Here is a 23,269-nt window from a genome sequence, read left to right on the forward strand (position 1 = left end):
ATCGCCTCCGTAACGGACCTACTCCCGGGCCAAGGCCGGTTTCGACAGTTCAAGTTCGTCGGCGTCGTCGTTCCTGTGCGCCAGGCGGTAAAGGGCCGGCAGTACCAGCAACGTGAGGATGGTGGAAGAGATGATGCCGCCGATCACCACGGTGGCCAGCGGACGCTGGACCTCGGCGCCCGTGCCGGTGGCGATCGCCATCGGCACGAAGCCCAGCGAGGCCACCAGCGCCGTCATCAGCACCGGACGCAGGCGCGTCAGCGCCCCGATACGCACGGCCTCGGCCACGGACTTGCCTTCCACGCGCAGGCCGCTGATGAACGACAGCATCACCAGGCCGTTCAGCACCGCTACGCCGCACAGCGCGATGAAGCCCACCGCGGCGGTTATGGACAACGGTATGCCGCGCATCCACAAGGCGATCACGCCGCCGGTCAGCGCGAAGGGGATACCGGTGAACACCAGCAACCCGTCCTTGACGTTGCCGAACATCGCGAACAGCAACGCGAACACCAGCACCAGCGCCGCCGGCACCACGATCTGCAGGCGCTTGGCCGCGGATTGCAACTGCTCGAAGGTGCCGCCCCAGGAGGTCCAGTAGCCCGCCGGCACCTGCACCTTTTGCCCGATGGCCACGGTGGCCTCGGACACGAACGTGCCCAGGTCGCGGCCGCGCACGTTGGCGCTGACCACGATGCGGCGCTTGCCGTCCTCGCGCGAGATCTGGTTGGGGCCCGGCGCCAGATCGAAGGTGGCGACCTCGCTCAGCGGGATGTAGGCGGCCTGCGCCTGCCCGTCCTGCCTGGGCAGGGCAATGGGCAGCTTCTTCAACGCGGACAGGTTCTCGCGCACGGTTTCGGGCAGACGCACCACGATGTCGAAGCGCCGGTCTCCCTGAAAAAAGGTCCCCGCCTCTCGACCTCCCACGGCGATGGCCAGCGTGTCCTGCACGTCCGCCATGCTCAGCCCGTAACGCGCGGCGCGGGCGCGGTCGATGTTGACCGTCAGCATCGGCAGCCCGGTGGTCTGCTCGACTTTCACTTCCGAAGCGCCCGGTATCGTCTGCAAGACCTCGGCGATCTCTGCTGCCGTACGATTCAGCACGTCGTTGTCATCGCCGAACACCTTCACCGCCACGTCGCTGCGCACGCCCGAGATCAGCTCGTTGAAGCGCAGCTGGATGGGCTGGGAGAACTCATAGTTGCTGCCGGGAACCTGGCTGGCTTCCTCCTGGATCGCCGCCAGCAGTTCGGCGCGGGTCTTCCTGGGGCTGGGCCACTGGTCCATCGGCTTGAGCATGATGTAGCCGTCGGAAATGCTGGGCGGCATGGCATCGGAGGCGATCTCCGCGGTGCCGGTGCGGGCGAACACGCGCTCGATCTCCGGGAACTTCTGCTTCAGCCTGGTCTCCAGTTGCTTCTGCATCTCGACTGACTGCGTGAGGCTGGTGCCCGGGATCCGCAGCGCCTGGATCGCCATGTCGCCTTCGTTCAGGTTGGGGATGAACTCGCTGCCCATGCGCGCCGCCAGCACCCCGCTCAACACCACCAAGACGGTTGCTCCCGCCAGGATCAGCGGCGTGCGGCGCAGCGCGACGTCGAGCAGGGGCTCGTAGCGGCGCTTGGCCCAGGCCATCAGGCGATTCTCCTTTTCGGAGACGTTGTTCCCCATGAACAGCGCCACGGCGGCCGGCACGAAGGTCACGGACAGGATCATCGCCCCCAGCAGCGCCAGCACCACGGTCAGCGCCATGGGATGGAACATGCGTCCTTCCACCCCGCTCAGGGCGAAGATCGGCAGGTACACGACCATGATGATCAACTGGCCGAACAGCAGCGGCCTGCGGGCCTCGCGCGCGGCCGCGAACACCTCGTGGAAGCGTTCGCTGCGCGTGAGCGGCCTGCCATGGTGCGCCCGCGCGTGGCTCAGGCGCCGCACGCAGTTCTCCACGATGACGACCGCGCCGTCGACGATGATGCCGAAGTCCAGCGCGCCCAGGCTCATCAGGTTGGCGCTGACCTTGTAGCTCACCATGCCGGTGAAGGTAAACAGCATGGACAGCGGGATGATCATCGCCGTGATCAGCGCCGCGCGGATGTTCCCCAGGAACACGAACAGGATGACGATGACCAGCGCCGCGCCTTCCAGCAGGTTCTTCTTGACGGTGGCGATGGCCTTGTCGATCAGGGTGGTGCGGTCGTAGACCGTCACCGCCTGCACGCCCGCCGGCAGCGATTTATTGATGGCTTCCAGCTTGACGGACACGGCTTGGGACACCGCGCGGCTGTTCTCGCCTATCAGCATGAACACCGTGCCCAGCACCACCTCCTCGCCGTTGCTGGTCGCCGCCCCCGTGCGCAGCTCGCGCCCGATGGACACCTCGGCCACGTCGCGTATCCGGATCGCCTGGCCCTCCACGGTTGCCAGCACCACGTCGCGGATGTCGTCCATGGACCGGACCTGCCCGGGCGCCCGGATCAGGTACTGCTCCCCCTTGCGTTCGATGTAGCCCGCACCGGTGTTGGCGTTGTTCCTGTCCAGCGCGGCCATGATGTCGGTCAGCGCCAGGCCGTAGGAGGCCAGCTTCTCGGTGCTGGGCGCTACCTGGTACTCCTTGGCATAGCCGCCGATGGCGTTGATCTCGGTGACCCCGGGAATATTGCGCAGCTGCGGCTTGATGATCCAGTCCTGGATCTCGCGCAGGTCCATGGGGGTGTAGGGTGTGCCGTCGGGTTTCCTGGCATCGTCCTGCGCCTCCACCGTCCACAAGTAGATCTCGCCCAGGCCCGAGGATATCGGCCCCATCATGGGCGTCACGCCTTCGGGCAAGTTTTCCTTCGCTTCCTGCAGGCGCTGGTTCACCAGCTGGCGGGCGAAATAGATGTCGGTGCCGTCCTTGAAGATAACGGTCACCTGCGACAGGCCATAGCGCGATAGCGAGCGCGTCTGCTGCAACCCCGGCAGGCCGGCCATCACCGTCTCTATCGGATAGGTGATGCGCTGCTCGGTCTCCAGCGGCGAGTACCCAGGCGCCCCGGCATTGATCTGGACCTGGACGTTGGTGATGTCCGGCACCGCGTCGATGGCGAGCCGGGAATAGTTGTAGACGCCGATGGCGGCCATGCCCAGGGTGACGAACAGCACCAGCCAGCGCTGCTCAATGGCGAAACGGATCAAGCGTTCAAACATGTTCCGCCCCGGCTCAGTGTGCGTGCTCGGCGCCGGCCTTGCCCAGCTCCGACTTGAGGACGAAGGTGTTCTCGACGGCATAGCGCGTACCGGGGGCAAGCCCAGACAGCACCTCTACCCGGTCATTCGAAGCCTTGCCCAGCTTCACCGGCTGCACCACAAAGCCGCCGGGCGCCTCCACGAACACGGCAGGCTGGTTGTCGATGGTCTGGACCGCGTCGGCCGCCACCGTCACCGCGGCGTCCGACATCCGCGTGACCACGTCGACGGAAACGAAAAGCCCTGGACGCCAGGCCATGTCCGGATTCTCCAGTGTGACGCGCGCAGTGGCCGTGCGCGTCTGCTGCCCCAGCAGCGAGCCGATGTACGAGACCGTGCCCTCGGCCTTGCCGGCGAACGCGGCGGAGCTCACGCTGGCCGCTTCGCCCACGCGTACATCCTGCAAATCCTTGGGCGCGATCACGAATTCGGCCCAGACGGTGCGCAGGTCCGACAAGGTGAAGATGCTGGCGTTGTCGGGCAAGGCTTCGCCCAGCGCGATGTGCTTTTCCACCACCACGCCGTCAAAGGGCGCGCGGATCTCCAGGCTGCCCAGGTCCTTGGAGCGCGGCTCGGCGCCCACGGTGCGCAATTTCTGCTCCGCGTTCTGCACGGCGATTTCCGCCTCCTGCAGCGCGGTGCGGGCCGCCTGGTAGTCCTGTTCCGCTGATACCTTTTCCTGCCACAGGCGCAGTTCGCGCCTGTGGGTCTGGGCGGCCAGGTCGCGCCGCTTGGCCGCCGCCAGCCATTCGCTGCGCAACTCGGACAGCGCCGAGCTGGACAAGACGGCCAGCAGTTCGCCCTTCTTGACCTGCTGGCCCAGGTCGGCCGACACGCTTTGCACCACGCCGGCCATGCGCGGCACCACGTGCGCGGTCCGGTCCGCATTGAACTTGATCTCGCCGGGGAACTGCGCCGATGTCGCCAGCGCGGCGGGCGCAGCGACCTCGGACTTGATGCCGGCCACCGCGATCTGCTCGGGCGTGAGCGCGATTTTTTCCTGTTCCTTCTCGGCCTGCTCGCCCTGCCCGGTCTCGGCATGTCCGTGTTCCGCCTCGCCTGCCGCCTGCGCCGGATACACGGACGCCAACAGCAGCGCCGCGCACAGGCCGGCCGCGGTCCACATCTTGGGGGGTTGCTTGCTCTTGTGCTTTGCCATTTTCTTATGCTCGTTTCAACGTCCGAGAATGCGGTCTATATCCGCGGAAGCCTGGTACACGGATGCCAGCACCGTCAGGTAGGCGATGTTTCCGTCGGAGAGGGTGCGCTGCGCGTCCAGCACTTCCAGGAAGCCGAACTTCCCCGCCTCGAAGCCTTTGCGCGCAGCCTCATAGGCCTGGGTGGCCCCCGGCAGCACGGCGCTCCGATACTCGCGCGCGGAACCCGCTGCCAGATCGAATCGGGTCACGGCCTGCAACAGTTCTCCCATCAGGCCGGATTCCAGCTCGCGGTATTGGTCCTGCGCCTTGTAGGCCTGCATGGTGGCGGCGTAGACATTGCCCTGGTTGCGGTCGAAGATCGGCAGCGGAATGGACACGCCAAGCTGGGCCTTGTCGCGGCCCGCTTCGTTGTCGCGGGCCACGCCGGCGCTCAGCGTGATGTCGGGAAAGCGCTTGCTCTTCTCGACTTCCAGCTGCGCCTGCCCCAGGTCAACGGCAAGCTTGCCGCCCTGCATCCTGGGCGATGCGGCCAGGCCTGCCCGCAACTCGTCTATCGACGCCCGTTCCGGCAATGCGTTCAGATCCGCGCCCACGCTGGCAAAACCCGGCTCTGCTTCGCCCCACAGCAGGCCGAGCTTGCGGCGTGCGCCCAGCAGCGCAGCCTCGGCCGCGCGCGCCTCGATGCGCGCGCTGGCCAACGCGACCTGGGCCTTGCTGCCCTCCAGTGGCGGCGCCTTGCCCGCGGCCACGCGCCTCTCCGCCAGCCGCAAGGCGCCGCTGGCGATATCCACGGTGCCGCGCGTCACGCGCACGGACTCCTGCGCCACCGCCACATCGAAATAGGCCGCGATGACTGCCGCGCGCAGGCCGGCCCGCGTGTCCGCGACGCCCTGGCGCGCCATGTCCCTGGACAGCTCAGCCGCCTTGACCCGCGCGGCGCGCTTGCCGCCGGTTTCCAGCGGGACGTTCAACATGGCGGTGGTGGTGCGCGTGGCCGATTGCGTGTCGTCCACGCTCACGTCGATGGAAGGGTTGGGCAGCACGCCCGCCTGCGTGAGCAGGCCCTCGCTCGCCGCGGCCTCGTTCTTCGCCGCGGCAAACCCGGGATTGCGTTCGAGCGCCGCGGCCAGGGCGCGCTCCAGCGTCAGCACGACACCGTTCTCGCTCTGCGCCGTGGGTACGGAAGTTCGGGCTGCGCCCGCGTTCTGCGCGGATGCGGCAGCAGACGCGGCGATCATCGAGGCCGCCAGGATCAGCGGCATAGCGGATACATGCATGGTTCAACCAGGAAAGGGGCGAGCCGGCAATGTATCCAGATGGGTTCGTCAATCGAGCGACAGAAAAATGACATTTCCGTAAGGTTCGCGGCCTTACGAAAACGTAATCAGGGCGTCGGCGAATTGACGGGCATGGGTCCGTAGAGTGTCACCGTCGCTACACAAACAGCGTGTATGCGCCTGACGCAACACCGCGACCGGCGCCGCGCTCAACCTGGGAGATATCCATGAAGACCAAAACCGTTACCGCTGCCCTCGCCCTGGGTTCCGCCCTGGCCCTTCCTTTTGCCGCCAGCGCATCGAGCACCTGGCACCAGACCAACACGGAGATCGGCTACGCCATCGCGCCGGACCACGCCGTCAGCGGCAAGACGCGCGACGAGGTGAAGACCGAATTGGCCGTGGCCAAGTCCGACCCGAAGCAGTGGTTTCTGACCAATCTGAACGCCGCCAAGCCGGGCTGGGCCAAGCAGGGTACCTCCCGAACCCGCGCCGACGCGATGGCGGAGCTGGAAGCCATGACGCCGGCCGAACGCGCCCGCCTGGACGAGATCTACACCCCGGGCTGAGCGCCGGGCCCGTGGCGCACGCGCCCCGCGTGCCCGCCGGCGCTGCGCAGGGCGGCTGGGCCGCCCTGTTTGCGTTTATTCCCCAGAACGATTCCGCCTAGAATAGACGCAGCATCCGAGGACTTCCGCGCACTCTTTTTATTTCCGCTGACATGAAAGTACTCGTAATCGAAGACGAAAAAAAACTCGCCGAGTACTTGCGGCGAGCGCTGACCGAACACAACTACGTGGTCGACGTGGCCCAGGACGGCGTCACCGGACTGCATCTGGTGCGTGAAAGCCAGTACGACCTGGTCCTGCTGGACGTGATGCTGCCCGCCATGGACGGCTTTTCGGTGCTGGCCGAGATCCGCAAGACCAGCCGCGTCCCCGTCCTGATGCTGACCGCGCGCGACAAGCTCGAAGATCGCGTCAAGGGCCTGCGCGACGGGGCCGACGACTACCTGGCCAAGCCTTTCGCCTTGTCGGAACTGCTGGCCCGCGTGCTGGCGCTGGGCCGGCGCAGCGGCCACGGCCAGACCGAGACCATCGCCCAGAACGTGCTGCGCATCGACGGGCTGGAACTGGACCTGCTGCGCCGGCGCGCCAGCCGCGACGGCGTGCGGCTGGACCTGACCGCCAAGGAATTCACCCTGCTGGCCCTGCTGATGCGCAAGCAAGGCGAAGTCCTGTCGCGGCTGGAGCTGGCCGAACAGGTGTGGGACATCAACTTCAACAGCAACACCAACGTGGTCGAAGTCGCGATCCGCCGCCTGCGCGGCAAGGTCGACGAACCCTTCGACAAGAAACTGCTGCACACCGTGCGCGGCATGGGCTACGTGCTGGAACCGCGGAGCGACTGATGCCCGGGCAGCGCCCCAAATCGCTGCACCGCTGGCTGTCGCGCTGGCTGGCGATCCAGACTTTCATCGCGCTCGGCCTGGTATGCGCGGTGGTCTATTACGCGACCAACCTCAACCTGGCCAGCCGCCAGGAAGCCTTGCTGCAGCAGAAGGTCGAGGTCGTACGGCACCTGGTCGAGGAAAACGCCGCCAGCCAGGACTCCACCCGCTTGCGCCACAAGCTCAGCGACTTCTTCTATGGCCGCCCCGATTTTTCGCTGGTGTTGGAGATCGACGGCGAAAAGGTCTACTACGGCAGCCCCATCGCCGGCGACAACGACTTCAAGCATGAGCGGCGCATCGCTTTCACGCTGCCCTTTCCCGGCGCGCCCGGCGACGCCATGAACGCCGAACTGGTGCTGGACATCTCCAGCGATATCCTCCTGCGCAAGGCGCTGGCCTGGACCTTGTTCGCCTGCGCCCTGGCCGGCGCCATCGTCGTGGCGGCGGTCGGAACCCTGCTGGTGCGCAGAGGGCTGGCGCCGCTGGACGCGCTGGGCAAGCAGGCCGCGCAGCTAGCCCCGGACCGCATCGGCGAACGGCTCGACGAAAGCGGCCAGCCCTGCGAGATCCGGCCCCTGGTGCGCCAGTTCAACGCCGTGCTGCAGCGGCTGGAGCGCGCCTACGTGCAGATGGAGGGATTCAATGCCGACGTGGCCCACGAGATGCGCACGCCACTCGCAACGCTGATCGGCGAGACCGAGCTGGCGCTGAGCACGCGCCCGTCGCCGCAGGCCTTGCGCGAAACGCTGGGTTCCAACCTGGAAGAACTGCAGCGTCTCTCCAGCATCGTCAACGACATGCTGTTCCTGTCGCAGGCCGACCGCGGCGCGCAGGCCCGGGGCAGCTGGCAGGCCAGCCTGGCCGCCATCGTCCAGGAGGTGACGCAATACCACGAGGCCGAGGCCCTGGACGCGGGGGTCGATATCGCGGTGGTGGGCGATGCGTCGGCACAAGTCGATCGCGCGCTGTTCCAGCGCGCCGTGTCGAACCTGGTCTCGAACGCGGTACGCTATGCAGCTCCCGGCAGCGTGATCGAGGTCGATATCTCCCGCGGCGACGCTGGCGAAATCCTGATCGCCGTGCGCAACACCGGCGAACCCATACCGGAAGAACATCTGCCACGGCTTTTCTACCGCTTCTACCGCAGCGACACCTCCCGCGAGTTCGATGCCAACCATCATGGACTGGGATTGGCCATCGTCGCCGCCATCGCCCGCATGCACGGCGGCCGCAGCTACGCCAGATCGGCCAACCGGACCACCGCCATAGGCTTCAGCATCGCGGCGGCCGACAGTACAGAAACCTGATTGGCGCTGTGGAAGCGCCCGGGCATGGACAATCTGTACCGCGGATCGCAGGAGCCGGACGTCTTCAGCCTAAAGTACGGCCGGTCCGCCGAAAGGCGGAAGCGGCCCGGCCTCAGTCCTCTTCGACAAACGCTTCTTCGCGCTTTTTGCGGATGTTCGGCAGCGCGACCAGCACGACCAGCACCACAGCCGCGCCCAGCAGGGACGCGGACAGCGGCCGTTCCACGAATGTCGTGAAATCGCCGCGCGACAACAACAGCGCGCGGCGGAAGTTCTCTTCCATCATCGGGCCGAGCACCAAGCCAAGCAGAAGCGGCGCGCCCTCGCAGCGCAGCTTGCTCCAGATGTAGCCGACGACCCCGAAGAAGGCCGTCATGTACAAATCGAAGGTGTTGTAGTTAAGCGAATACACCCCAATCGTGCAGAACACCAGAATCGCCGGAAACAGGACGCGGTAGGGAACCTTGAGCAGCTTGACCCAAAGCCCGACCAGCGGCAGGTTGAGGATGACCAGCATCAGGTTGCCGATCCACATCGATGCGATCAGGCCCCAGAACAGGTCGGGATGGCTGGTCATGACCTGGGGGCCGGGCTGGATGTTGTGGATGGTCATCGCGCCCACCATCAGCGCCATCACCGCGTTGCCCGGGATGCCCAACGTCAGCAAGGGGATGAACGACGTCTGCGCCCCCGCATTGTTGGCCGACTCCGGCCCGGCCAGGCCGGCCGGGTGGCCTTTGCCGAAACGCCCGGGTTCCTTGGACAGCTTCTTTTCCAGAGTGTAGGAAGCGAAGGCCGACAGCACCGAGCCGCCTCCGGGGAGGATGCCCAGCATCGACCCGACCGCGGTGCCGCGCACGATCGCGGGCGCCGCCTCGCGGACCTCCTGCCGGTTGGGATACAGCGAACCCACCTTGTCCGTGATCTCGACCCGCTTGTCCTTCAGTTCCAGGTTGTTCATGATCTCGGCAAAGCCGAACACACCCATCGCCACGATCGCGAAATTGATGCCGTCCTGCAGCTCCGGGATGCCGAAGTCATATCGGGCGACGCCCGAATTGACGTCCGTCCCAACCAGGCCGAGCAGCAGCCCCAACAGGATCATGCAGATCGCCTTGACCAGCGAGCCCGAAGCCAGCACCACCGCCCCGACCAGGCCCAGCGTCATCAGCGAGAAGTACTCGGCCGGCCCGAACTTGAACGCGACCTCGGCCAGCGGCGGCGCGAATGCCGCGATCAGCATGGTGGCCACAGAGCCCGCGAAGAAGGAGCCGATGGCGGCCAGCGACAGCGCGGCGCCGCCTCGGCCGTTGCGGGCCATCTGGTGGCCGTCGAGCACGGTGACGACCGCCGATGTCTCGCCTGGCAGGTTGACGAGTATGGCGGTGGTCGAGCCGCCGTACTGTGTCCCGTAGTAGATGCCCGCCAGCATGATCAGCCCCGCAACGGGCGGCAGCACATAGGTGATCGGCAGCAGCATCGCGATGGTGGGCACAGGGCCCAAGCCAGGCAACACGCCCACCAGCGTGCCCAGGACGCATCCCAACAGCGCATACAGCAGGTTCTCCGGCGTGAACGCCACGGAGAACCCCAGCATGAGGTTATCGATAAGTTCCATCCCCGCTCCTTGGTGTTTTTATCGTCATACGAAAATAGATCGTAGTGCGATATAAAAAGCCAAGAAACCCGGGTTTTTACGGACTGGAGATCGGTGAGATCAGGGCGGATCGGCGCGCTTGAACGCTGCGCGCGCCATCCGCCGTGGCGCGCAAGAAGGCCATGCCGCTGACGCGGCAAAGCCGTCCCGTCACATCGGCTTCAGGTCGACCTCTTTGGCGATCTTGCCAAAGGTTTCCAGGTCGCTCTTCACACGGGCCGTGGTCTCGGCCGGCGTGGACACGCGCGGAATCATCGCCAGGTCCAGCAGGCGCTGCTTCATTTCCGGCTTGGCGAACTCGCGCGCCAGGGCCTGCTGGATCTTGTCGACGATCTCGTCCGGCGTGCCCTTGGGCGCGGCCAGGCCGAACCAGGCGACCGCGGAGAACCCGGGCAGGCCGGCTTCTGGCGCGGTGGGCACATCGGGCAAGGCCGCCACGCGTTCCGGGTTCGTGACGAACAAGGGCCGCACCTTGCCTGCCTTGATGAAGGGCGTCTGCACGCCGGTATTGTCCAGCACCGCGTCGATATGGCCGCCCAGCAGGTCGTTCATGGCCGGGCTGCTGCCCTTGTAGGGCACGATGTTGACCTGCATGCCGGCGGCGCGCGCAAACATGAGTTGGGTCAGGTGTTGCTGGGTGCCCAGGCCGGCATTGCCGAAGGTGATCTTGTTCGGGTTCTTGCGGCCGTAGTCGATGAATTCCTTGAGATTCTTGGCGGGGAATTCATTGTTCGTGACCACCACGAAAGGCAGGTCGACCAGTACCGTGATCTGCTTGAAGTCTTCCAGCGGCTTGTAGCGCAGCTTGTAGACGTAGGGGTTGACGGCCATGGTGCCGCTCGCAGTCAACGCCAGCGTGTAGCCGTCCGGCTCGGCGCGCGAGACGAACTCGGTGCCCAGCACGCCGCCCGCGCCCGGCTTGGCCTCGACGATGGCCGGCTTGCCCAGTTCAGTCTGTAAAGCCTGCGCGGCGAAGCGCGCCAGCATGTCGGCGGACCCGCCCGTCGCGTAGGGCAGGACGATCGTGATCGGCTTGCTGGGATAGGTGTCCGCGGCCATCGCGGGCGCGGCGATCCCGGCCGCCAGACAGGCAGCGGCCAGAGTTTTCAGATGCTTGACCATCAATGATTTCCCCTCGTGGTGTATCGACTGCGCTTGCACCCGGGGAAGATTAAGCGGTCCCGCGTTATATGGCTAATCAACAATTAAAATAGATCTCTATCACCAATGTTGATAATCACCCAGGACTGCGATGCTGACCTCGATGGACTTGAACCTGCTGCGCATCTTCGATGCGGTCATGACCGAACGCAACGTCACGCGCGCGGCCTCCGCGCTGCACATGACGCAGCCCGCGGTCAGCAACGCCATCAACCGGCTGCGCCTGACCTTGAAGGATCCGCTGTTCGTGAAGATCCAGGGCGGCGTGCTGCCCACGCAGCGCGCCGAACTGCTGTGGCCCCCGATCCGCGACGCGCTGGCCCGCATCGCCGACACGCTGGAGCGCAACGATTTCGACCCGGCGCGTTCCGAGGCCGTGTTCCGCATGGCCATGTCCGACTACGTGGCGGACCAGGTCATCCGGCCGCTGTTCGTGGAGCAGCAGACGGTGGCGCCCAATGTCCGCATCCATCTGCATCCCTACTCGCTGGACAACGCCGGCGTGCTGCTGGAAAAAGGCGAAGTCGACATGGCGGCGGGCGTGTATTCGAACTTCGGTTCGTCCCTGCGCACCCTGCCGCTGGAAACGCTGACCTACGTCTGCGCCATGCGCAAGGGCCACCCGCTGCTGGCGCAGCCACGCTTCACGCTGGACAGCTTCCTGCGCGCGCGCCATCTGATGGTCAGCCTGCTGGGCACGCCGACCCTGATCGACCATGAGCTCGCGCCCCACGGCTACAAGCGCAACGTGGTGCTCACCATCAACCAGTTCGCCCTGGCGCCGCGCCTGCTGGCCGAAACCGACCTGATCTGCGTGGTGCCGCTGAACACCGTGCGCAACAGCCCCTACAGCCATCTGCTGGAAGCCGTCGAGGCGCCTTTCCCGTTCGCGCCGCGCACGGTCAACCTGATCTGGCATGAACGCTCGGACAACATCCCCGCGCATCGCTGGCTGCGCGAAGAGATACTCAAGGTCTGCCAGGCGCAAGGAATGGTGTTCGACCAGGCGCAGCCGGCAGAGTCCCATCCGTACTGATCCGTACCGACAAATCATTCACAACAGTGATAATCACTGATACCAATCTTTGATTGGACCGAATGATGGTGCGTCAATAGCATTCTGGTCATCCCACTCCCGGCGCCTTGCGCGCCAGCATCCTGGAGACCAGCGTGACCCAGACCGCATCCGCCCCGGGCGCCCGCCGTTTTCGCGTCGGCTTCGACGTAGGCGGCACGTTCACCGATTTCACCCTGCTCGCCGAGCACACCGGTGAACTGCATTATTTCAAGGTGCCTTCGACACCGCACGATCCGTCCGAGGCCATCCAGACGGGCCTGGCCCATCTAATCCGCGAACACGAGATCGCCGGCTCCGAGCTGGCGCACGTGGGCCACGGCACCACGGTGGCCACCAACATGGTCATCGAGCGCAGGGGTTCGCGCTGCGCGCTGGTCACCACCCGCGGCTTTCGCGACGTGCTGGAGATCGGCCGGCAGACACGCCCCCATCTGTACGACTACAACGTCACCAAGCCGCAACCCCTGGCGCCGCGCGAGTGGCGCTTCGAAGTGACCGAGCGCGTCGGCGCCGACGGTTCCGTGCTGCAGGCGCTGGACGAAGACGAGGTGGTGGCGGTGGCGCGCGAGCTGGCTGCAGCCCGCGTCGAATCGGTCGCCATCTGCTTCATGCACAGCTACCGCAACGATGCCCACGAACGCCGCACCCGCGACATCCTGGCCGAACACCTGCCGGGCGTCTATCTGAGCGTGTCCAGCGAGATCCTGCCGGAGTTCCGCGAATATGAACGCATGTCCACCACCGCGCTCAATGCCTATGTCGGCCCGCGCATGGCTGGCTACATGCGCAACCTGGTAAGTTCGGTGCGCGCCATGGGCGTGGCGGCCGAGCCGACCACGGTGCATTCCAATGGCGGTCTGATGTCGGTGGAATCGGTGCTGACGGCTCCGGTGCGCACCTGCGTTTCGGGCCCCGCCGCCGGCGTGATCGGCGCGACCGAACTGGGCCGCGTGGCTGCGCTGCCCAACCTGATCACCTTTGACGTGGGCGGGACCAGCACCGACGTGTCGCTGGTGGCCGAACTGCGGCCGTTGTTCACCTCCAGCCGCCTGGTGGCCGACTATCCGGTCAAGACCCAGATGGTGGACGTGCACGTCATCGGCGCGGGCGGCGGCAGCATCGCGCGCATCGACGACGCGGGCGCGCTCAAGGTCGGCCCGCAGAGCGCGGGTGCGGTGCCCGGCCCCATCGCCTACAACCGGGGCGGCCAGGTCGTGACCATCACCGACGCCCACGTCGTGCTGGGCCGGCTGAATCCAGTCGCGCTGCTGGAAGGCCGCATGGCCGTGCATGCGCGCCAGGCGCGCGAGGCGCTGGAGGCGCAGATCGCCCGCCCGCTGGGACTGAGCGTGGAAGAAGCCGCCTACGGCATTCTGCGCATCGCCAACTCCAACATGGCGCGCGCGGTACGCGCGGTCTCCACCGAACGGGGCCATGACATCCGCAAGTTCGCCCTCTGCGCCTTTGGCGGCGCGGGCGGCCTGCATGCCGCCGAACTGGCGCGCGATTGCGGCATCGGCACCCTGCTGATTCCGCAGGAGCCGGGCACCATGTGCGCGCGCGGCATCCTGCTGTCCGACATTTCCATGGACTTCGTGCAGACGCTGATGGCGCACGCCACCGCGGACGGCTGGACCGCCGTGCGGCAGGCGCTGGAAGCCCTGGCCGGCAAGGCGCGCGCCTGGCTGTCCAGCGAAGGCGTGAACGACTCGGAGCAGCGCCTGTCCGCTGTCATCGACGCACGCTACCAGGGCCAGAACTTCGAAATCGCCGTGCCGCTGGATGGCATGCAGCTGATGCCGCTGAATGAGTTCGTCGCGGCATTCAGCGCGGCGCACGTGCGCGAGTATGGCTATGACGCCGCCGGCCGTCCGGTGGAGATCGTCAATTGCCGGGTGCGCGCCATCGGCCTGGTGCCACGCGCGCCCCTGGCCCGCGTGCAAGGCGGCGAAAGCGTGGCCGGCGCCCTGAAGGAACGCCGCAACGTGTACTTCGAAGGGGCGGGCTGGGTGGACACGCCCATTCTGCGCCGCGCCCTGCTGCCGGTGGGCGTGCCCGTGGACGGTCCGGCCGTGATCGAGGAAATGAGCTCGACCACCGTCGTGCTGCCGGGCCAGCAGGCGCGCGCCGACGAATACGGCAACCTCGTCGTCAACCTCAACAGCTAAGGCGTACGCCATGACCAATCGATCGACTTCCGCTGCCGGCACGGACACCTTCGACCCCATCGAAATGGAGGTCTTCAGCAACCGCCTGCTGTCCATTACCGAGGAAATGGGCAACACGCTGATCCGTTCGTCCTTTTCCACCAACATCAAGGAGCGCAAGGATTGCTCCGTGGCGCTGTTCGACGCCGCCGGCCGCCTGGTAGCGCAGGCGGCCCACGTGCCGGTGCACCTGGGATCGTTGTCCGGCGGCATAGACGCCGTGCTGCGGCGCTACGGCGCGGCCGGCGTGCGTCCGGGCGACGCGTTCCTGTGCAACGACGCCTATCTGGCCGGCGGTACGCACGCGCCCGACATCACCGTCATCACTCCCATCTTTCACGAAGGCGTGCTGCGTTTCTTCGCGGCAAACATCGGCCACCATACCGACGTCGGCGGCGCCGTTCCCGGCTCCACGTCGCACCATCTGAAGACGGTTTGGGAGGAAGGCATCCGCCTGCCGGCCATGCGCATCGTGCGCGAGGGCGAGCTGGACATGGACCTGCTGGAGATGATTGCGCACAACACGCGCGAACCGGACAACCGCATGCACGATATCCGCGCCCAGATCGCCACCAACGACAAGGGCGCCAGGCTGATGCTGGAACTGGTGCAGCAGTCGGGCCTGGAGACCGTGCTGTCCGCCATCGACAGCATCATGGTGTACACCGAAAGACGCCTGCGCAACCGCATCGCACAACTGCCGACCGGGACCTATACCTTCACCGAGCGCATGGACGACGACGGCATGGGCGGCGATCCCGTCACCATCCAGGCCAACGTAGAGGCGCGCGACGGCCAGCTCCATGTCGATTTCACCGGCACCAGCAAGCAGGCGCGCGGCGCATTCAACCTGCCCGCCAGCGCCCTGAACGCCAGCGTCTACTTCGCGGTGAAGGCCATGCTCGACCCCGAGCTCATGCCCAACAACGGCCTGTTCCAGCCCATCACCATCACCGCCCCCGAGGGCACCATTACCAACCCGCGCTTTCCGGCGGCGGTGGGCGCGCGCGTCACCACCGCGCAGCGCGTGGCCGGCACGGTGATCGGCGCGCTGGGCCAGCTGTTGCCGCCAGACCGCGCCATGGCTTCGTGCAACGACGTCATGCCTTCCATGCTGTTCTCCGTGCCCATGCAGGACGGCAAGGGCACCTTCGTCTACCTGGAAACGCTGGGCGGCGGCGCGGGCGGACGCGCGCAGGGCGACGGCATGGACGGCATCCAGGTGCACGTGACCAATACCTCCAACCTGCCCGCCGAAGCGCTGGAGATCGAGTACCCGCTGCTGGTCGAGGAGTACGCGCTGGTCAACGACAGCGGCGGCGCGGGCCGCCACCGCGGCGGCATGGGCATCGCGCGCCAGATCCGTTCGCTGCATGATCAGCTGATCTGCACCATCCGCTGCGACGCCGCGCTGTTTGGCGCGGCCGGCCTGAACGGCGGCCTGGAGGGAGGCACCTCGCGCGTGATCCAGAACCCCGGCCGCGCCGACGAGCAGCGCCTGCCCAACAAGATCGCCAGCCACGGCCTGGCCAGCGGCCAGTCCGTGCGCCTGGAAACGCCCGGCGGCGGCGGCTACGGCGCGCCCGCTGACCGTAGCGCGACCGCCATCCGCAACGACGTGCTGGGCGGCAAGGTCAGCCGTGCCGCGGCCGAACGCGACTATGGCGCGGAACGCGTGGCGCTGGCGCTGCAAGGAGACGCGGCATGAACGCGCCTGCCCCCGGCGCCCGCAGCGGCGGCGAACTGCTGGTCGCGCAGCTGCAGGCCTATGGCGTGGAGCGCGTGTTCATGGTGCCGGGCGAAAGCTTCCTGCCATGCATCGATGCGCTCTACGCCCGGCGCGACGCGATCGAAGCGGTGGTCTGCCGCCAGGAAGGAGGCGCCGCCTACATGGCCGAGGCGCATGGCAAGCTGACCGGCCAGCCGGGCATCTGCTTTGTCTCGCGCGGCCCGGGCGCCACCAATGCGGCGATCGGCGTGCACACCGCAAGGGAAGACTCCACGCCCATGATCCTGTTCATCGGCCAGGTCGGCGGCGACACCGCCGACCGCCAATGCTTCCAGGAAGTGGACTACCGCGCCATGTACGCGCCGCTGGCGAAATGGGTCGCGCAGATCGAGCGGGCCGACCGCATTCCCGAATACCTGGCGCGCGCCTGGTCGATCGCCACTAGCGGACGCCCCGGGCCAGTGGTCCTCTCCCTGCCCGAAGACATGCTGTCCAGCGTCGCCGACGTGGCCCTGGCTGCCGCGCCACAGCCGCCCTGCGCCCGTCCGGCCGACGCCGACATGCTGCGCCTGCGTGACTTGCTGGAAGCGGCGGAGCGGCCCTTGCTGCTGCTGGGCGGCTCGCGCTGGCCGCAAGCCGCGCGCGAGGCCGTGCGCGACTTCGCGCTGCGCTTCGACCTGCCCGTGGCCACCGCCTGGCGACGCCTGGAGCTGTTCGACAACGACCATCCCAATTTCGTGGGCCAGGTCAGCGCCAGCATGCCCCCGCACCAGAAGCGCGCCGTCATGGACAGCGACCTCGTCATCGCGCTGGGCACCCGCCTGTGCGAACCGACGACCATCAACTATGAATGGCTGGCCTCGCCCACGCCGCGCCAGACGCTGATCCACATCCACCCGGACGCCAACGAGATCGGGCGGCTGTGCACGCCGGCGCTGGGCATGGTCGCCAGTGTGGACGGCTTCGCCCAGGCCGCATCGGGACTGGCGCCGACGCCGGGCTGGCAGCCGCGCCGCCGGGGCGCTGTAGCGGCCGCCGCAGCGCCCGCGCTGCCGCCCACGCCCGGCCCGCTGGACCTGAACGCGGCGGCGCGCCACGTCGCGGCCACGCTGCCGCGGCACTCCTGCGTCACGGTGGGCGCGGGAAATTACGCGCTCTATGCGCACCGGCACATCGCCTTCAAGGGACCGGGCAGCCAGCTTGCGCCCGCCGTCGGCGCCATGGGCTACGGCCTGCCCGCAGCCATCGCGGCCAAGCTGCGCGACCGCGATGCGGCCGTGGTCTGCTTCGCCGGCGACGGCTGTTTCCAGATGACCATGCAGGAGCTGGCCACCGCGGCGCAGTACCGGCTGGGCATTGTGGTGCTGGTCTTCAACAATGGCCTGTTCGGCACCATCCGCCTGCATCAGGAGCGCGCCTATCCCGGACGCGCCCTGGCGACGGAACTGGTCAACCCCGATTTCGCGCGGCTCGCGCACAGCTATGGCGGCTACGGCGCTGCGGTCGAGCGCACGGAGGATTTCGCGCCGGCCTATGATGCCGCGCTGGCGTATGCCCGGGAGCATCGCATGCCGGCCATCGTGGAGCTGCGCTACGACGCCGACATCATCCTGCCCGACCGCACCCTGTCGCAGTTGCGCCGCGCGGAGACCGCCGCATGAAACCGCTGCTGCGCCGCGTGTCGGCGCCCGAATCGACGCCGCTGCGCCTGACCTGGAACGGCTTGCCGCTGCAAGCCCATGAGGGCGACACCGTGCTGACGGCGTTGCTGCTGGCCGCGCAGCACCTGCGCGTCACCTTGGGCGAAGGCGCGCCGCGCGCCGGCTTCTGCCTGATGGGCGCCTGCCAGGATTGCTGGGTGCAGACGGCGGACGGCGCACGCCTGCGCGCCTGTTCCACCGCAGTCGAAGACGGCATGGAACTGGTCAGCGCCCAGCCCGGAGAACTCGCATGCAAATGAACCCGCCCGGCGCCGATGACTCGCCGCGCATGGTGGTGGTGGGCGCCGGGCCCGCGGGCGTGCGCGCCGCGCAGACGCTGCTGCGCCACGGCGTGCGTCCGGTGATCGTGGACGAAGCCGCCTTGCCTGGCGGCCAGATCTATCGCCAGGGCGCGGCCCCTCGCGGCACCGCGCGCCAGCGCTATGGCTTCGAATGGAAGCGCGCGCAGGCCATCCACGCGGCGGGCGCGGACCTGGCCGCCCGCGCCGACTATCGCGCCGCCACCGCGGTGTGGAATGCCGCCCCGGGCTGCCTGGACCTGGTCCGCGACGGCGAACTGGAAACCCTGCCCTATTCACGGCTGCTGCTCGCCACCGGCGCCACCGACCGAGTCCTGCCCTTCCCGGGCTGGACCCTGCCCGGCGTCTACTCGCTGGGCGGCGCGCAGATCGCGCTGAAGAGCCAGGGCTGTACGTTTGGGCCGCGCATCGTGTTCGCCGGCACTGGCCCCCTGCTCTATCTGGTCGCCTACCAATATGCGCGCGCCGGCGCCCAGGTGCAGGCCGTGCTGGACTGCGCGCCGCCAGGCAGCCAGGTCCGCGCCGCGCCGGCGCTGCTGAGCCAGCCCGGCATGTTGGCCAAAGGCATGTACTACCTGGGCTGGCTGCGCGCCCACGGCGTGCCGGTGCACCATGGCGCACGGCTGGATGCGGCCGAAGGCGCAGGCCGCGTCGAGCGCGCGCTTGCGACCCTGGGCGGCAAGCAGCGCGCCATTGCTTGCGACGCGCTTGCGGTCGGCCACGGGCTGCGCGCGGAAACGCAGCTTGCCGACCTGCTGGACTGCGCCTTCGACTTCGATGCCGCGCAGCGCGCCTGGCTGCCGCGCCGCGACCCGGACGGCCGCAGCACGGCGACCGGCGTCTATCTGGCCGGCGACGGCGCCGGCATCGGCGGCGCGGTCCTGGCCGAGCTTGCGGGCGAACGCGCCGCGCTGGCCATGCTGGCAGACAGCGGCATCGACGTCAGCGCCGCCAGGGTGCAGTGGCTGGCCCGCCGCCAGGCGCGCTGGGCGCAATTCCGCCGCGGCCTGGACCGGGCCTTTCCCCTGCCGGGCGCGGGCGCCGATTGCGACGACTCCGTCATGGTCTGCCGCTGCGAGGAAGTGCGCGCCGGCACGTTGCGCGCCGCGGCCGCGCAATACGCCATCCACGATCTCAACCGCTTGAAGGCGCTGACGCGCATCGGCATGGGCCTGTGCCAGGGACGCATGTGCCAGGCGGGCGCGGCCGAGCTGCTGGCCGACTGCCGCGGACTGGCCTTGGCGGACATAGGCCGGCTACGCGGGCAGGCGCCCGTGAAGCCCCTGAACCTGTCCATGCTCGGCAAGGTGGAACCATGAACCCGCTGCACACGGAAGTCGCCATCATCGGCGCCGGCCTGGTGGGCGCCAGCGCCGCCCTGGCGCTGCGCCGCATGGGGGTCGCCACGGCGCTGATCGACGGCGGCGCAAGCGGCGCACGCGCCAGCGGCGTCAACTTCGGTGGCGTACGCCGCCAGGGACGCTCGATCGAGCAGCTGTATCTGGCGCAGCGCGCACACGGCATCTGGTCGCGCCTGCCGGACCTCATCGGCACCGATGCGGAATACGTGCGCAGCGGCCACCTGAAGCTGGCGCGCTCCGAGTCCGACCTGGAGAAGCTTTGTGCCTACCGCGACAAGGTCAGCGACTTCGACCTGGGCCTGGAGATCATCGACGCCGCCGAGCTGCGTCGCCGCTTTCCCGCGCTGGGTCCGGGCATTGCCGGCGGCTCGCTATGTCCGGAGGATGGCCAGGCCAATCCGCGACTGGTCGCGCCCGCCTTCGCCCATGCCGCCGCGCGCGCCGGGGCAAGCCTGCTCGAACACTGCGCGATCGCGCAGGCGGACACCCAGGGTAGCGGCTTCCTGCTGACTGCCGCCGACGGCCGGCGCATACGCGCCGACACCGTCATCAATGCGGCGGGCGCCTGGGGCGCGGCGGTAGCCCGTTGGTTCGGCGACGACCTGCCCCTGCAGGTCAAGTATCCGACCATGCTGGTCACCGAGCCGCTCACGCCGCAGATCGGCGTGTCGTTGGGCGTGGAAGGAGGCGGCTTCTATGCCCGCCAGGTCGCGCGCGGCAATGTGGTCATGGGCGGCGGCTACGGCAGCGCGCTGCCGGGAGACCGCAGCCGGCCGGGCCGCGCCGCGCTCGCCGAACTCGGCCGCATCGCTCCGACCGTGGTCCCGGCGCTGGCCTGCGCCAGCGTGATCCGCTGCTGGTCAGGCATCGAAGGCTATTTCAACGACAAGAACCCGGTCATCGGCTTCAGCCCCAGAGTGCCGCGGCTGCTGCATGCTTTCGGCTTCTCGGGCGGGGGCTTTCAGATCGCGCCGGCGGTGGGCGAGGTCATCGCCGAAATGGCGATGGGACGCGGCGGCTTGATCATGGCGGAGAAGTTCTCGGCCAGCCGCTGGGAGGCCGCCCAGGCCTGATCGGTGCGAGAGCCTGGGCGCGGCCCTCACAGGCATGCGAGTTGCTCGCTTCCCGCGGGGCGGCATTTCCTGCCGCCATCCACGGCAAAGGAGCACTATCCATGGTCAGAAAATCCATAGTTCACGGCCTGGGCGCAGCAATGCTCGCCTTGGCGCTGGCAGGCTGCGCGGCGCAGGACGGTCATCGCAGCACGGGCCAGTACACCGATGACGTCACTACCACGGCGCGCGTGCGGGAGGCGCTGCTGAAGACGCCCAATTTACGGTCCAACACCATACAGGTTGAAACCTACCAGGGCGTGGTCCAGCTCAGCGGCTTTGCCGACAACGAAGACAGCGCGGCCTCCGCCGTCGGTGCGGCCCGGGGCGTGGCGGGCGTGAAGGAGATCCGCAACAACATCCAGGTGCGAAATCCGCAGTAATGCGCGGCGGCGCTCGGGAGGATGGGCCAGCCGGGCACGCGGCTTGCTGCGCAACGTCTCATAGAGCCCATTGCAGCCCTACGGAGAATCATCATGCCTGGCACGCCCGTCAACTCCCTGCCCGATCCCCAGACCGATCCCTCCCCCCGCCCCGACCTGGGTCCCAGCGATTCGTCGGACTCGGCCAGCGACCTGCCTCAGGACCTGGTCCATACCGATAGCGATGCTCAAGGCACAGGCGACCGCGAAAGCGCCAACCCGCGCGACCGCGACCACGAAGGCGCCGACATAGGCGCGGACCGGGTCACCGATGCAGACCATGCCGGCGTATCGCGCAAGCCGCCCGACCCGGTGCGCAACGGCGGCTAGGCCTGGCGATCGTCAACCGGAAAGCGCCATCCGCCATGGACGCGATCGAACGCATCGCCGCGTACATGCATGAACACGCCCTGACGCTGGTCACGGCGGAATCTTGCACGGCCGGCCTCATCGCCGCCACGCTGGCGGATGTGGCGGGCGCCGGTTCGCTGCTGGACTGCGCATTCGTGGTCTATTCCCCGCAGGCAAAGATGCGTTGCCTTGGGGTGACGCCCGCGACCCTGGCGCGGCATAACCTCACGAGCGAGCCGGTAGCGCGGGAGATGGCGCTGGGCGCATCGCGGCAAAGCCCGGCGCTGATCGCCATTTCCAATACAGGCGTCACCGACTCGGTCGACGACGACATTCCCGCTGGCACGCAGTGCTATGCCTGGGTCTTCAAGGCGGGCCAGGCCGATGCCGCGCCGGCAATCTACGCCGAAACCCGGCGCTTCTCCGGCAACCGCAACGGCATACGCCTGGCCAGCGCCCGCTATGCCCTGCAGCGTCTGGTGGAGTACCACGCCGAACTGACGGGCAAGCCCAAGCCCCGCTGAAGTCGCTGACGGGCGGGAACAGCGATTGCTGGTGGCTGCAGGCTCCCACCCATAACGGCGCACCGCGCCCAAATCTGGAGGTTTCCATGAAAACCCGCTATCTGACCGCCACGATCCTCGCCTCGCTGACGTTGGCTGCCGCCCATGCTGCGCAGGCGCAAACCGCGCCCGCCGCGCCTCCCACGGCCGCGGCAGCGAAACTGGACAGCGCCGACCGGGACTTCCTGGAGAACGCAGCCCAGGCCGGCCACCTGGAAGTCGCTGGCAGCAAGCTCGCTCTTGAAAAGGCCCGCGATCCGGACGTGAAGGCGTTTGCCCAGAAAATGATCGACGACCACGGCAAGGCCGGCCAGCAATTGGCCACGCTCGCGCAAGGCAAGGGTTATCAGGCGCCGACCGAACCCTCGCTGGTGCAGCAGGCAAAACTGAAGGCGCTGGGCTTGCGCGACGACAGCTTCGACAAGGCCTATGTGGACGAGATTGGCGTATCCGCGCACCAGGACGCGGTGAAGCTCTTCGAGAAAGCCTCGAACGACGTGAAGGATCCCGACGTCAAGCAATTCGCGATCGAGACCCTGCCGGTGCTGCAACAACACCTGGAAATGGCGACAGCCATGCAGCAACGCCTGGATGCCGCCAAGAAATAGGAGTCTTCCCCGAGATTTGGATACCAGCGAAGGAACAGATGCGCATACCTGCGGGCGCATCTGCAACCAGTGCGCTTGCTGCGGAACATGCATATGGATCGCGAGGAACTATTGGCACAAATGATCGCCACGCCAGCGGTCGACCGGGACTTCCATGACTGGCCCGAGGTACTGGCCAACTATGCGGAATGCCTGATGGCGCTGCAGCCCAGGCTGCAGCCCGAAGAGCTGGAAAGGCTGATACGGGTTGGCGCGGATTTCTATCGCACGCTGGCGCGCGCCGAACAATATCGGCACGCGTCAGTCTGGGACGAACCGCAGCCGTAACGCTCAACCATAGGAGCCATATGAGCGCCTGTGGTACGCCTCCCTGACGTAGCGCTTGAGTTCTGCCTCAACTGAAGAGACGGCGGCAGCTGGTTCCGCCTGCGGATCGAGCAAGCGCCGCGCTGCTTCGAGCGTGCGCCGCGCCCTCAGTTCACCTTCGCTCAAGATCTCGGCGGGCGCCGCCGTCGTATCGCGCTCTTTGTCCATGACGCTGCTCCTGAAGGCGGGCGGAATGCCGCCGCCTCGCT

At 67.5% G+C, this 23,269-nt stretch carries 21 protein-coding genes; 15 read left to right on the top strand and 6 right to left on the bottom strand.

The features are described 5' to 3' along the window. Positions 1–18: 18 nt before the first annotated feature. From IB258_RS26855 to IB258_RS26865, 3 genes are read right to left on the bottom strand one after another with little or no spacing between them, the layout of a single operon-like run. Positions 19–3,189 carry a CusA/CzcA family heavy metal efflux RND transporter gene (locus tag IB258_RS26855; RefSeq protein WP_192353426.1) on the bottom strand — a complete coding sequence of 1,057 codons (3,171 nt, stop codon included), beginning with the start codon at positions 3,187–3,189 and terminating at the stop codon, positions 19–21. 13 nt (positions 3,190–3,202) lie between these two features. Continuing rightward, positions 3,203–4,387: an efflux RND transporter periplasmic adaptor subunit gene (locus IB258_RS26860; protein WP_054453485.1), complete on the bottom strand. Its 1,185-nt coding sequence runs from the start codon at positions 4,385–4,387 to the stop codon at positions 3,203–3,205. Positions 4,388–4,402: 15 nt separating this feature from the next. Continuing rightward, positions 4,403–5,665, bottom strand: coding sequence for a TolC family protein (locus tag IB258_RS26865; protein WP_192353427.1), 1,263 nt, complete (start codon positions 5,663–5,665; stop codon positions 4,403–4,405). Positions 5,666–5,892: 227 nt separating this feature from the next. Here IB258_RS26865 and IB258_RS26870 point away from each other — a divergent pair, with 227 nt between their 5' ends. The 3 genes from IB258_RS26870 (at position 5,893) to IB258_RS26880 (ending at position 8,425) form a co-directional block, all read left to right on the top strand. Continuing rightward, positions 5,893–6,234 (top strand): DUF4148 domain-containing protein, encoded by a 342-nt coding sequence (locus IB258_RS26870; protein WP_119449588.1) that lies wholly within the window; start codon positions 5,893–5,895, stop codon positions 6,232–6,234. 152 nt (positions 6,235–6,386) lie between these two features. Then, positions 6,387–7,076, top strand: a complete 690-nt coding sequence (locus tag IB258_RS26875) for a heavy metal response regulator transcription factor (RefSeq protein ID WP_054453490.1) — start codon at positions 6,387–6,389, stop codon at positions 7,074–7,076. Next, positions 7,076–8,425, top strand: a complete 1,350-nt coding sequence (locus tag IB258_RS26880; protein ID WP_054453491.1) for a heavy metal sensor histidine kinase — start codon at positions 7,076–7,078, stop codon at positions 8,423–8,425. Before IB258_RS26875 ends, IB258_RS26880 begins: the two co-directional genes overlap by 1 nt. A gap of 112 nt (positions 8,426–8,537) precedes the next feature. Here IB258_RS26880 and IB258_RS26885 read toward each other — a convergent pair whose 3' ends face one another. Both IB258_RS26885 and IB258_RS26890 read right to left on the bottom strand, forming a co-directional pair. Next, a complete protein-coding gene (locus IB258_RS26885; RefSeq protein WP_192330847.1) occupies positions 8,538–10,043 on the bottom strand; it encodes a tripartite tricarboxylate transporter permease in 1,506 nt (501 codons plus the stop codon). Between the two features lie 189 nt (positions 10,044–10,232). Next, positions 10,233–11,204 (bottom strand): tripartite tricarboxylate transporter substrate binding protein, encoded by a 972-nt coding sequence (locus tag IB258_RS26890; protein WP_175161621.1) that lies wholly within the window; start codon positions 11,202–11,204, stop codon positions 10,233–10,235. A gap of 130 nt (positions 11,205–11,334) precedes the next feature. Between IB258_RS26890 and IB258_RS26895 the strand changes: the two genes are divergently transcribed. The 12 genes from IB258_RS26895 (at position 11,335) to IB258_RS26950 (ending at position 23,021) form a co-directional block, all read left to right on the top strand. Beyond that, positions 11,335–12,279: a LysR family transcriptional regulator gene (locus tag IB258_RS26895; protein ID WP_054453496.1), complete on the top strand. Its 945-nt coding sequence runs from the start codon at positions 11,335–11,337 to the stop codon at positions 12,277–12,279. Positions 12,280–12,413: 134 nt separating this feature from the next. Further along, positions 12,414–14,489 carry a hydantoinase/oxoprolinase family protein gene (locus tag IB258_RS26900; RefSeq protein ID WP_192353428.1) on the top strand — a complete coding sequence of 692 codons (2,076 nt, stop codon included), beginning with the start codon at positions 12,414–12,416 and terminating at the stop codon, positions 14,487–14,489. 10 nt (positions 14,490–14,499) lie between these two features. Beyond that, positions 14,500–16,236, top strand: a complete 1,737-nt coding sequence (locus tag IB258_RS26905) for a hydantoinase B/oxoprolinase family protein (protein ID WP_192353429.1) — start codon at positions 14,500–14,502, stop codon at positions 16,234–16,236. Next, entirely contained in the window at positions 16,233–17,918 is a 1,686-nt protein-coding gene (locus IB258_RS26910; RefSeq protein WP_192353430.1) for a thiamine pyrophosphate-dependent enzyme, read from the top strand. Before IB258_RS26905 ends, IB258_RS26910 begins: the two co-directional genes overlap by 4 nt. Further along, entirely contained in the window at positions 17,915–18,217 is a 303-nt protein-coding gene (locus tag IB258_RS26915) for a (2Fe-2S)-binding protein (protein WP_119449583.1), read from the top strand. Before IB258_RS26910 ends, IB258_RS26915 begins: the two co-directional genes overlap by 4 nt. Further along, positions 18,208–19,596, top strand: coding sequence for an NAD(P)/FAD-dependent oxidoreductase (locus IB258_RS26920; protein ID WP_054453501.1), 1,389 nt, complete (start codon positions 18,208–18,210; stop codon positions 19,594–19,596). The genes IB258_RS26915 and IB258_RS26920 overlap by 10 nt, the downstream gene beginning before the upstream one ends. Further along, positions 19,593–20,711 (top strand): FAD-binding oxidoreductase, encoded by a 1,119-nt coding sequence (locus IB258_RS26925; protein WP_192353431.1) that lies wholly within the window; start codon positions 19,593–19,595, stop codon positions 20,709–20,711. The genes IB258_RS26920 and IB258_RS26925 overlap by 4 nt, the downstream gene beginning before the upstream one ends. A 101-nt stretch (positions 20,712–20,812) precedes the next feature. After that, complete coding sequence (locus tag IB258_RS26930) at positions 20,813–21,133, top strand: BON domain-containing protein (protein ID WP_054453503.1); 321 nt, start codon at positions 20,813–20,815, stop codon at positions 21,131–21,133. 93 nt (positions 21,134–21,226) lie between these two features. Then, the gene (locus IB258_RS26935) at positions 21,227–21,502 is read left to right on the top strand and encodes a hypothetical protein (protein ID WP_054453505.1); all 276 of its coding nucleotides are present in this window, start codon (positions 21,227–21,229) and stop codon (positions 21,500–21,502) included. Positions 21,503–21,537: 35 nt separating this feature from the next. Next, complete coding sequence (locus IB258_RS26940) at positions 21,538–22,047, top strand: CinA family protein (protein WP_054453507.1); 510 nt, start codon at positions 21,538–21,540, stop codon at positions 22,045–22,047. A gap of 86 nt (positions 22,048–22,133) precedes the next feature. Beyond that, positions 22,134–22,694 (top strand): DUF4142 domain-containing protein, encoded by a 561-nt coding sequence (locus IB258_RS26945; protein WP_119449578.1) that lies wholly within the window; start codon positions 22,134–22,136, stop codon positions 22,692–22,694. Between the two features lie 93 nt (positions 22,695–22,787). Then, a complete protein-coding gene (locus tag IB258_RS26950) occupies positions 22,788–23,021 on the top strand; it encodes a hypothetical protein (protein WP_054453510.1) in 234 nt (77 codons plus the stop codon). Positions 23,022–23,024: 3 nt separating this feature from the next. Here IB258_RS26950 and IB258_RS26955 read toward each other — a convergent pair whose 3' ends face one another. Then, positions 23,025–23,228, bottom strand: coding sequence for a hypothetical protein (locus IB258_RS26955; RefSeq protein WP_054453512.1), 204 nt, complete (start codon positions 23,226–23,228; stop codon positions 23,025–23,027). Positions 23,229–23,269: the final 41 nt, after the last annotated feature.

This window comes from Achromobacter sp. ACM02, from assembly GCF_014851605.1.
In the GTDB taxonomy this organism is placed as follows: domain Bacteria; phylum Pseudomonadota; class Gammaproteobacteria; order Burkholderiales; family Burkholderiaceae_B; genus Achromobacter; species Achromobacter aegrifaciens.

Coding starts and splice junctions, on each gene's coding strand:
- IB258_RS26855 (WP_192353426.1), bottom strand. CDS start 3,189: ATGTTTGAACGCTTGATCCGTTTCGCCATTGAGCAGCGCTGGCTGGTG.
- IB258_RS26860 (WP_054453485.1), bottom strand. CDS start 4,387: ATGGCAAAGCACAAGAGCAAGCAACCCCCCAAGATGTGGACCGCGGCC.
- IB258_RS26865 (WP_192353427.1), bottom strand. CDS start 5,665: ATGCATGTATCCGCTATGCCGCTGATCCTGGCGGCCTCGATGATCGCC.
- IB258_RS26870 (WP_119449588.1), top strand. CDS start 5,893: ATGAAGACCAAAACCGTTACCGCTGCCCTCGCCCTGGGTTCCGCCCTG.
- IB258_RS26875 (WP_054453490.1), top strand. CDS start 6,387: ATGAAAGTACTCGTAATCGAAGACGAAAAAAAACTCGCCGAGTACTTG.
- IB258_RS26880 (WP_054453491.1), top strand. CDS start 7,076: ATGCCCGGGCAGCGCCCCAAATCGCTGCACCGCTGGCTGTCGCGCTGG.
- IB258_RS26885 (WP_192330847.1), bottom strand. CDS start 10,043: ATGGAACTTATCGATAACCTCATGCTGGGGTTCTCCGTGGCGTTCACG.
- IB258_RS26890 (WP_175161621.1), bottom strand. CDS start 11,204: ATGGTCAAGCATCTGAAAACTCTGGCCGCTGCCTGTCTGGCGGCCGGG.
- IB258_RS26895 (WP_054453496.1), top strand. CDS start 11,335: ATGCTGACCTCGATGGACTTGAACCTGCTGCGCATCTTCGATGCGGTC.
- IB258_RS26905 (WP_192353429.1), top strand. CDS start 14,500: ATGACCAATCGATCGACTTCCGCTGCCGGCACGGACACCTTCGACCCC.
- IB258_RS26910 (WP_192353430.1), top strand. CDS start 16,233: ATGAACGCGCCTGCCCCCGGCGCCCGCAGCGGCGGCGAACTGCTGGTC.
- IB258_RS26915 (WP_119449583.1), top strand. CDS start 17,915: ATGAAACCGCTGCTGCGCCGCGTGTCGGCGCCCGAATCGACGCCGCTG.
- IB258_RS26920 (WP_054453501.1), top strand. CDS start 18,208: ATGCAAATGAACCCGCCCGGCGCCGATGACTCGCCGCGCATGGTGGTG.
- IB258_RS26925 (WP_192353431.1), top strand. CDS start 19,593: ATGAACCCGCTGCACACGGAAGTCGCCATCATCGGCGCCGGCCTGGTG.
- IB258_RS26930 (WP_054453503.1), top strand. CDS start 20,813: ATGGTCAGAAAATCCATAGTTCACGGCCTGGGCGCAGCAATGCTCGCC.
- IB258_RS26935 (WP_054453505.1), top strand. CDS start 21,227: ATGCCTGGCACGCCCGTCAACTCCCTGCCCGATCCCCAGACCGATCCC.
- IB258_RS26940 (WP_054453507.1), top strand. CDS start 21,538: ATGGACGCGATCGAACGCATCGCCGCGTACATGCATGAACACGCCCTG.
- IB258_RS26945 (WP_119449578.1), top strand. CDS start 22,134: ATGAAAACCCGCTATCTGACCGCCACGATCCTCGCCTCGCTGACGTTG.
- IB258_RS26950 (WP_054453510.1), top strand. CDS start 22,788: ATGGATCGCGAGGAACTATTGGCACAAATGATCGCCACGCCAGCGGTC.
- IB258_RS26955 (WP_054453512.1), bottom strand. CDS start 23,228: ATGGACAAAGAGCGCGATACGACGGCGGCGCCCGCCGAGATCTTGAGC.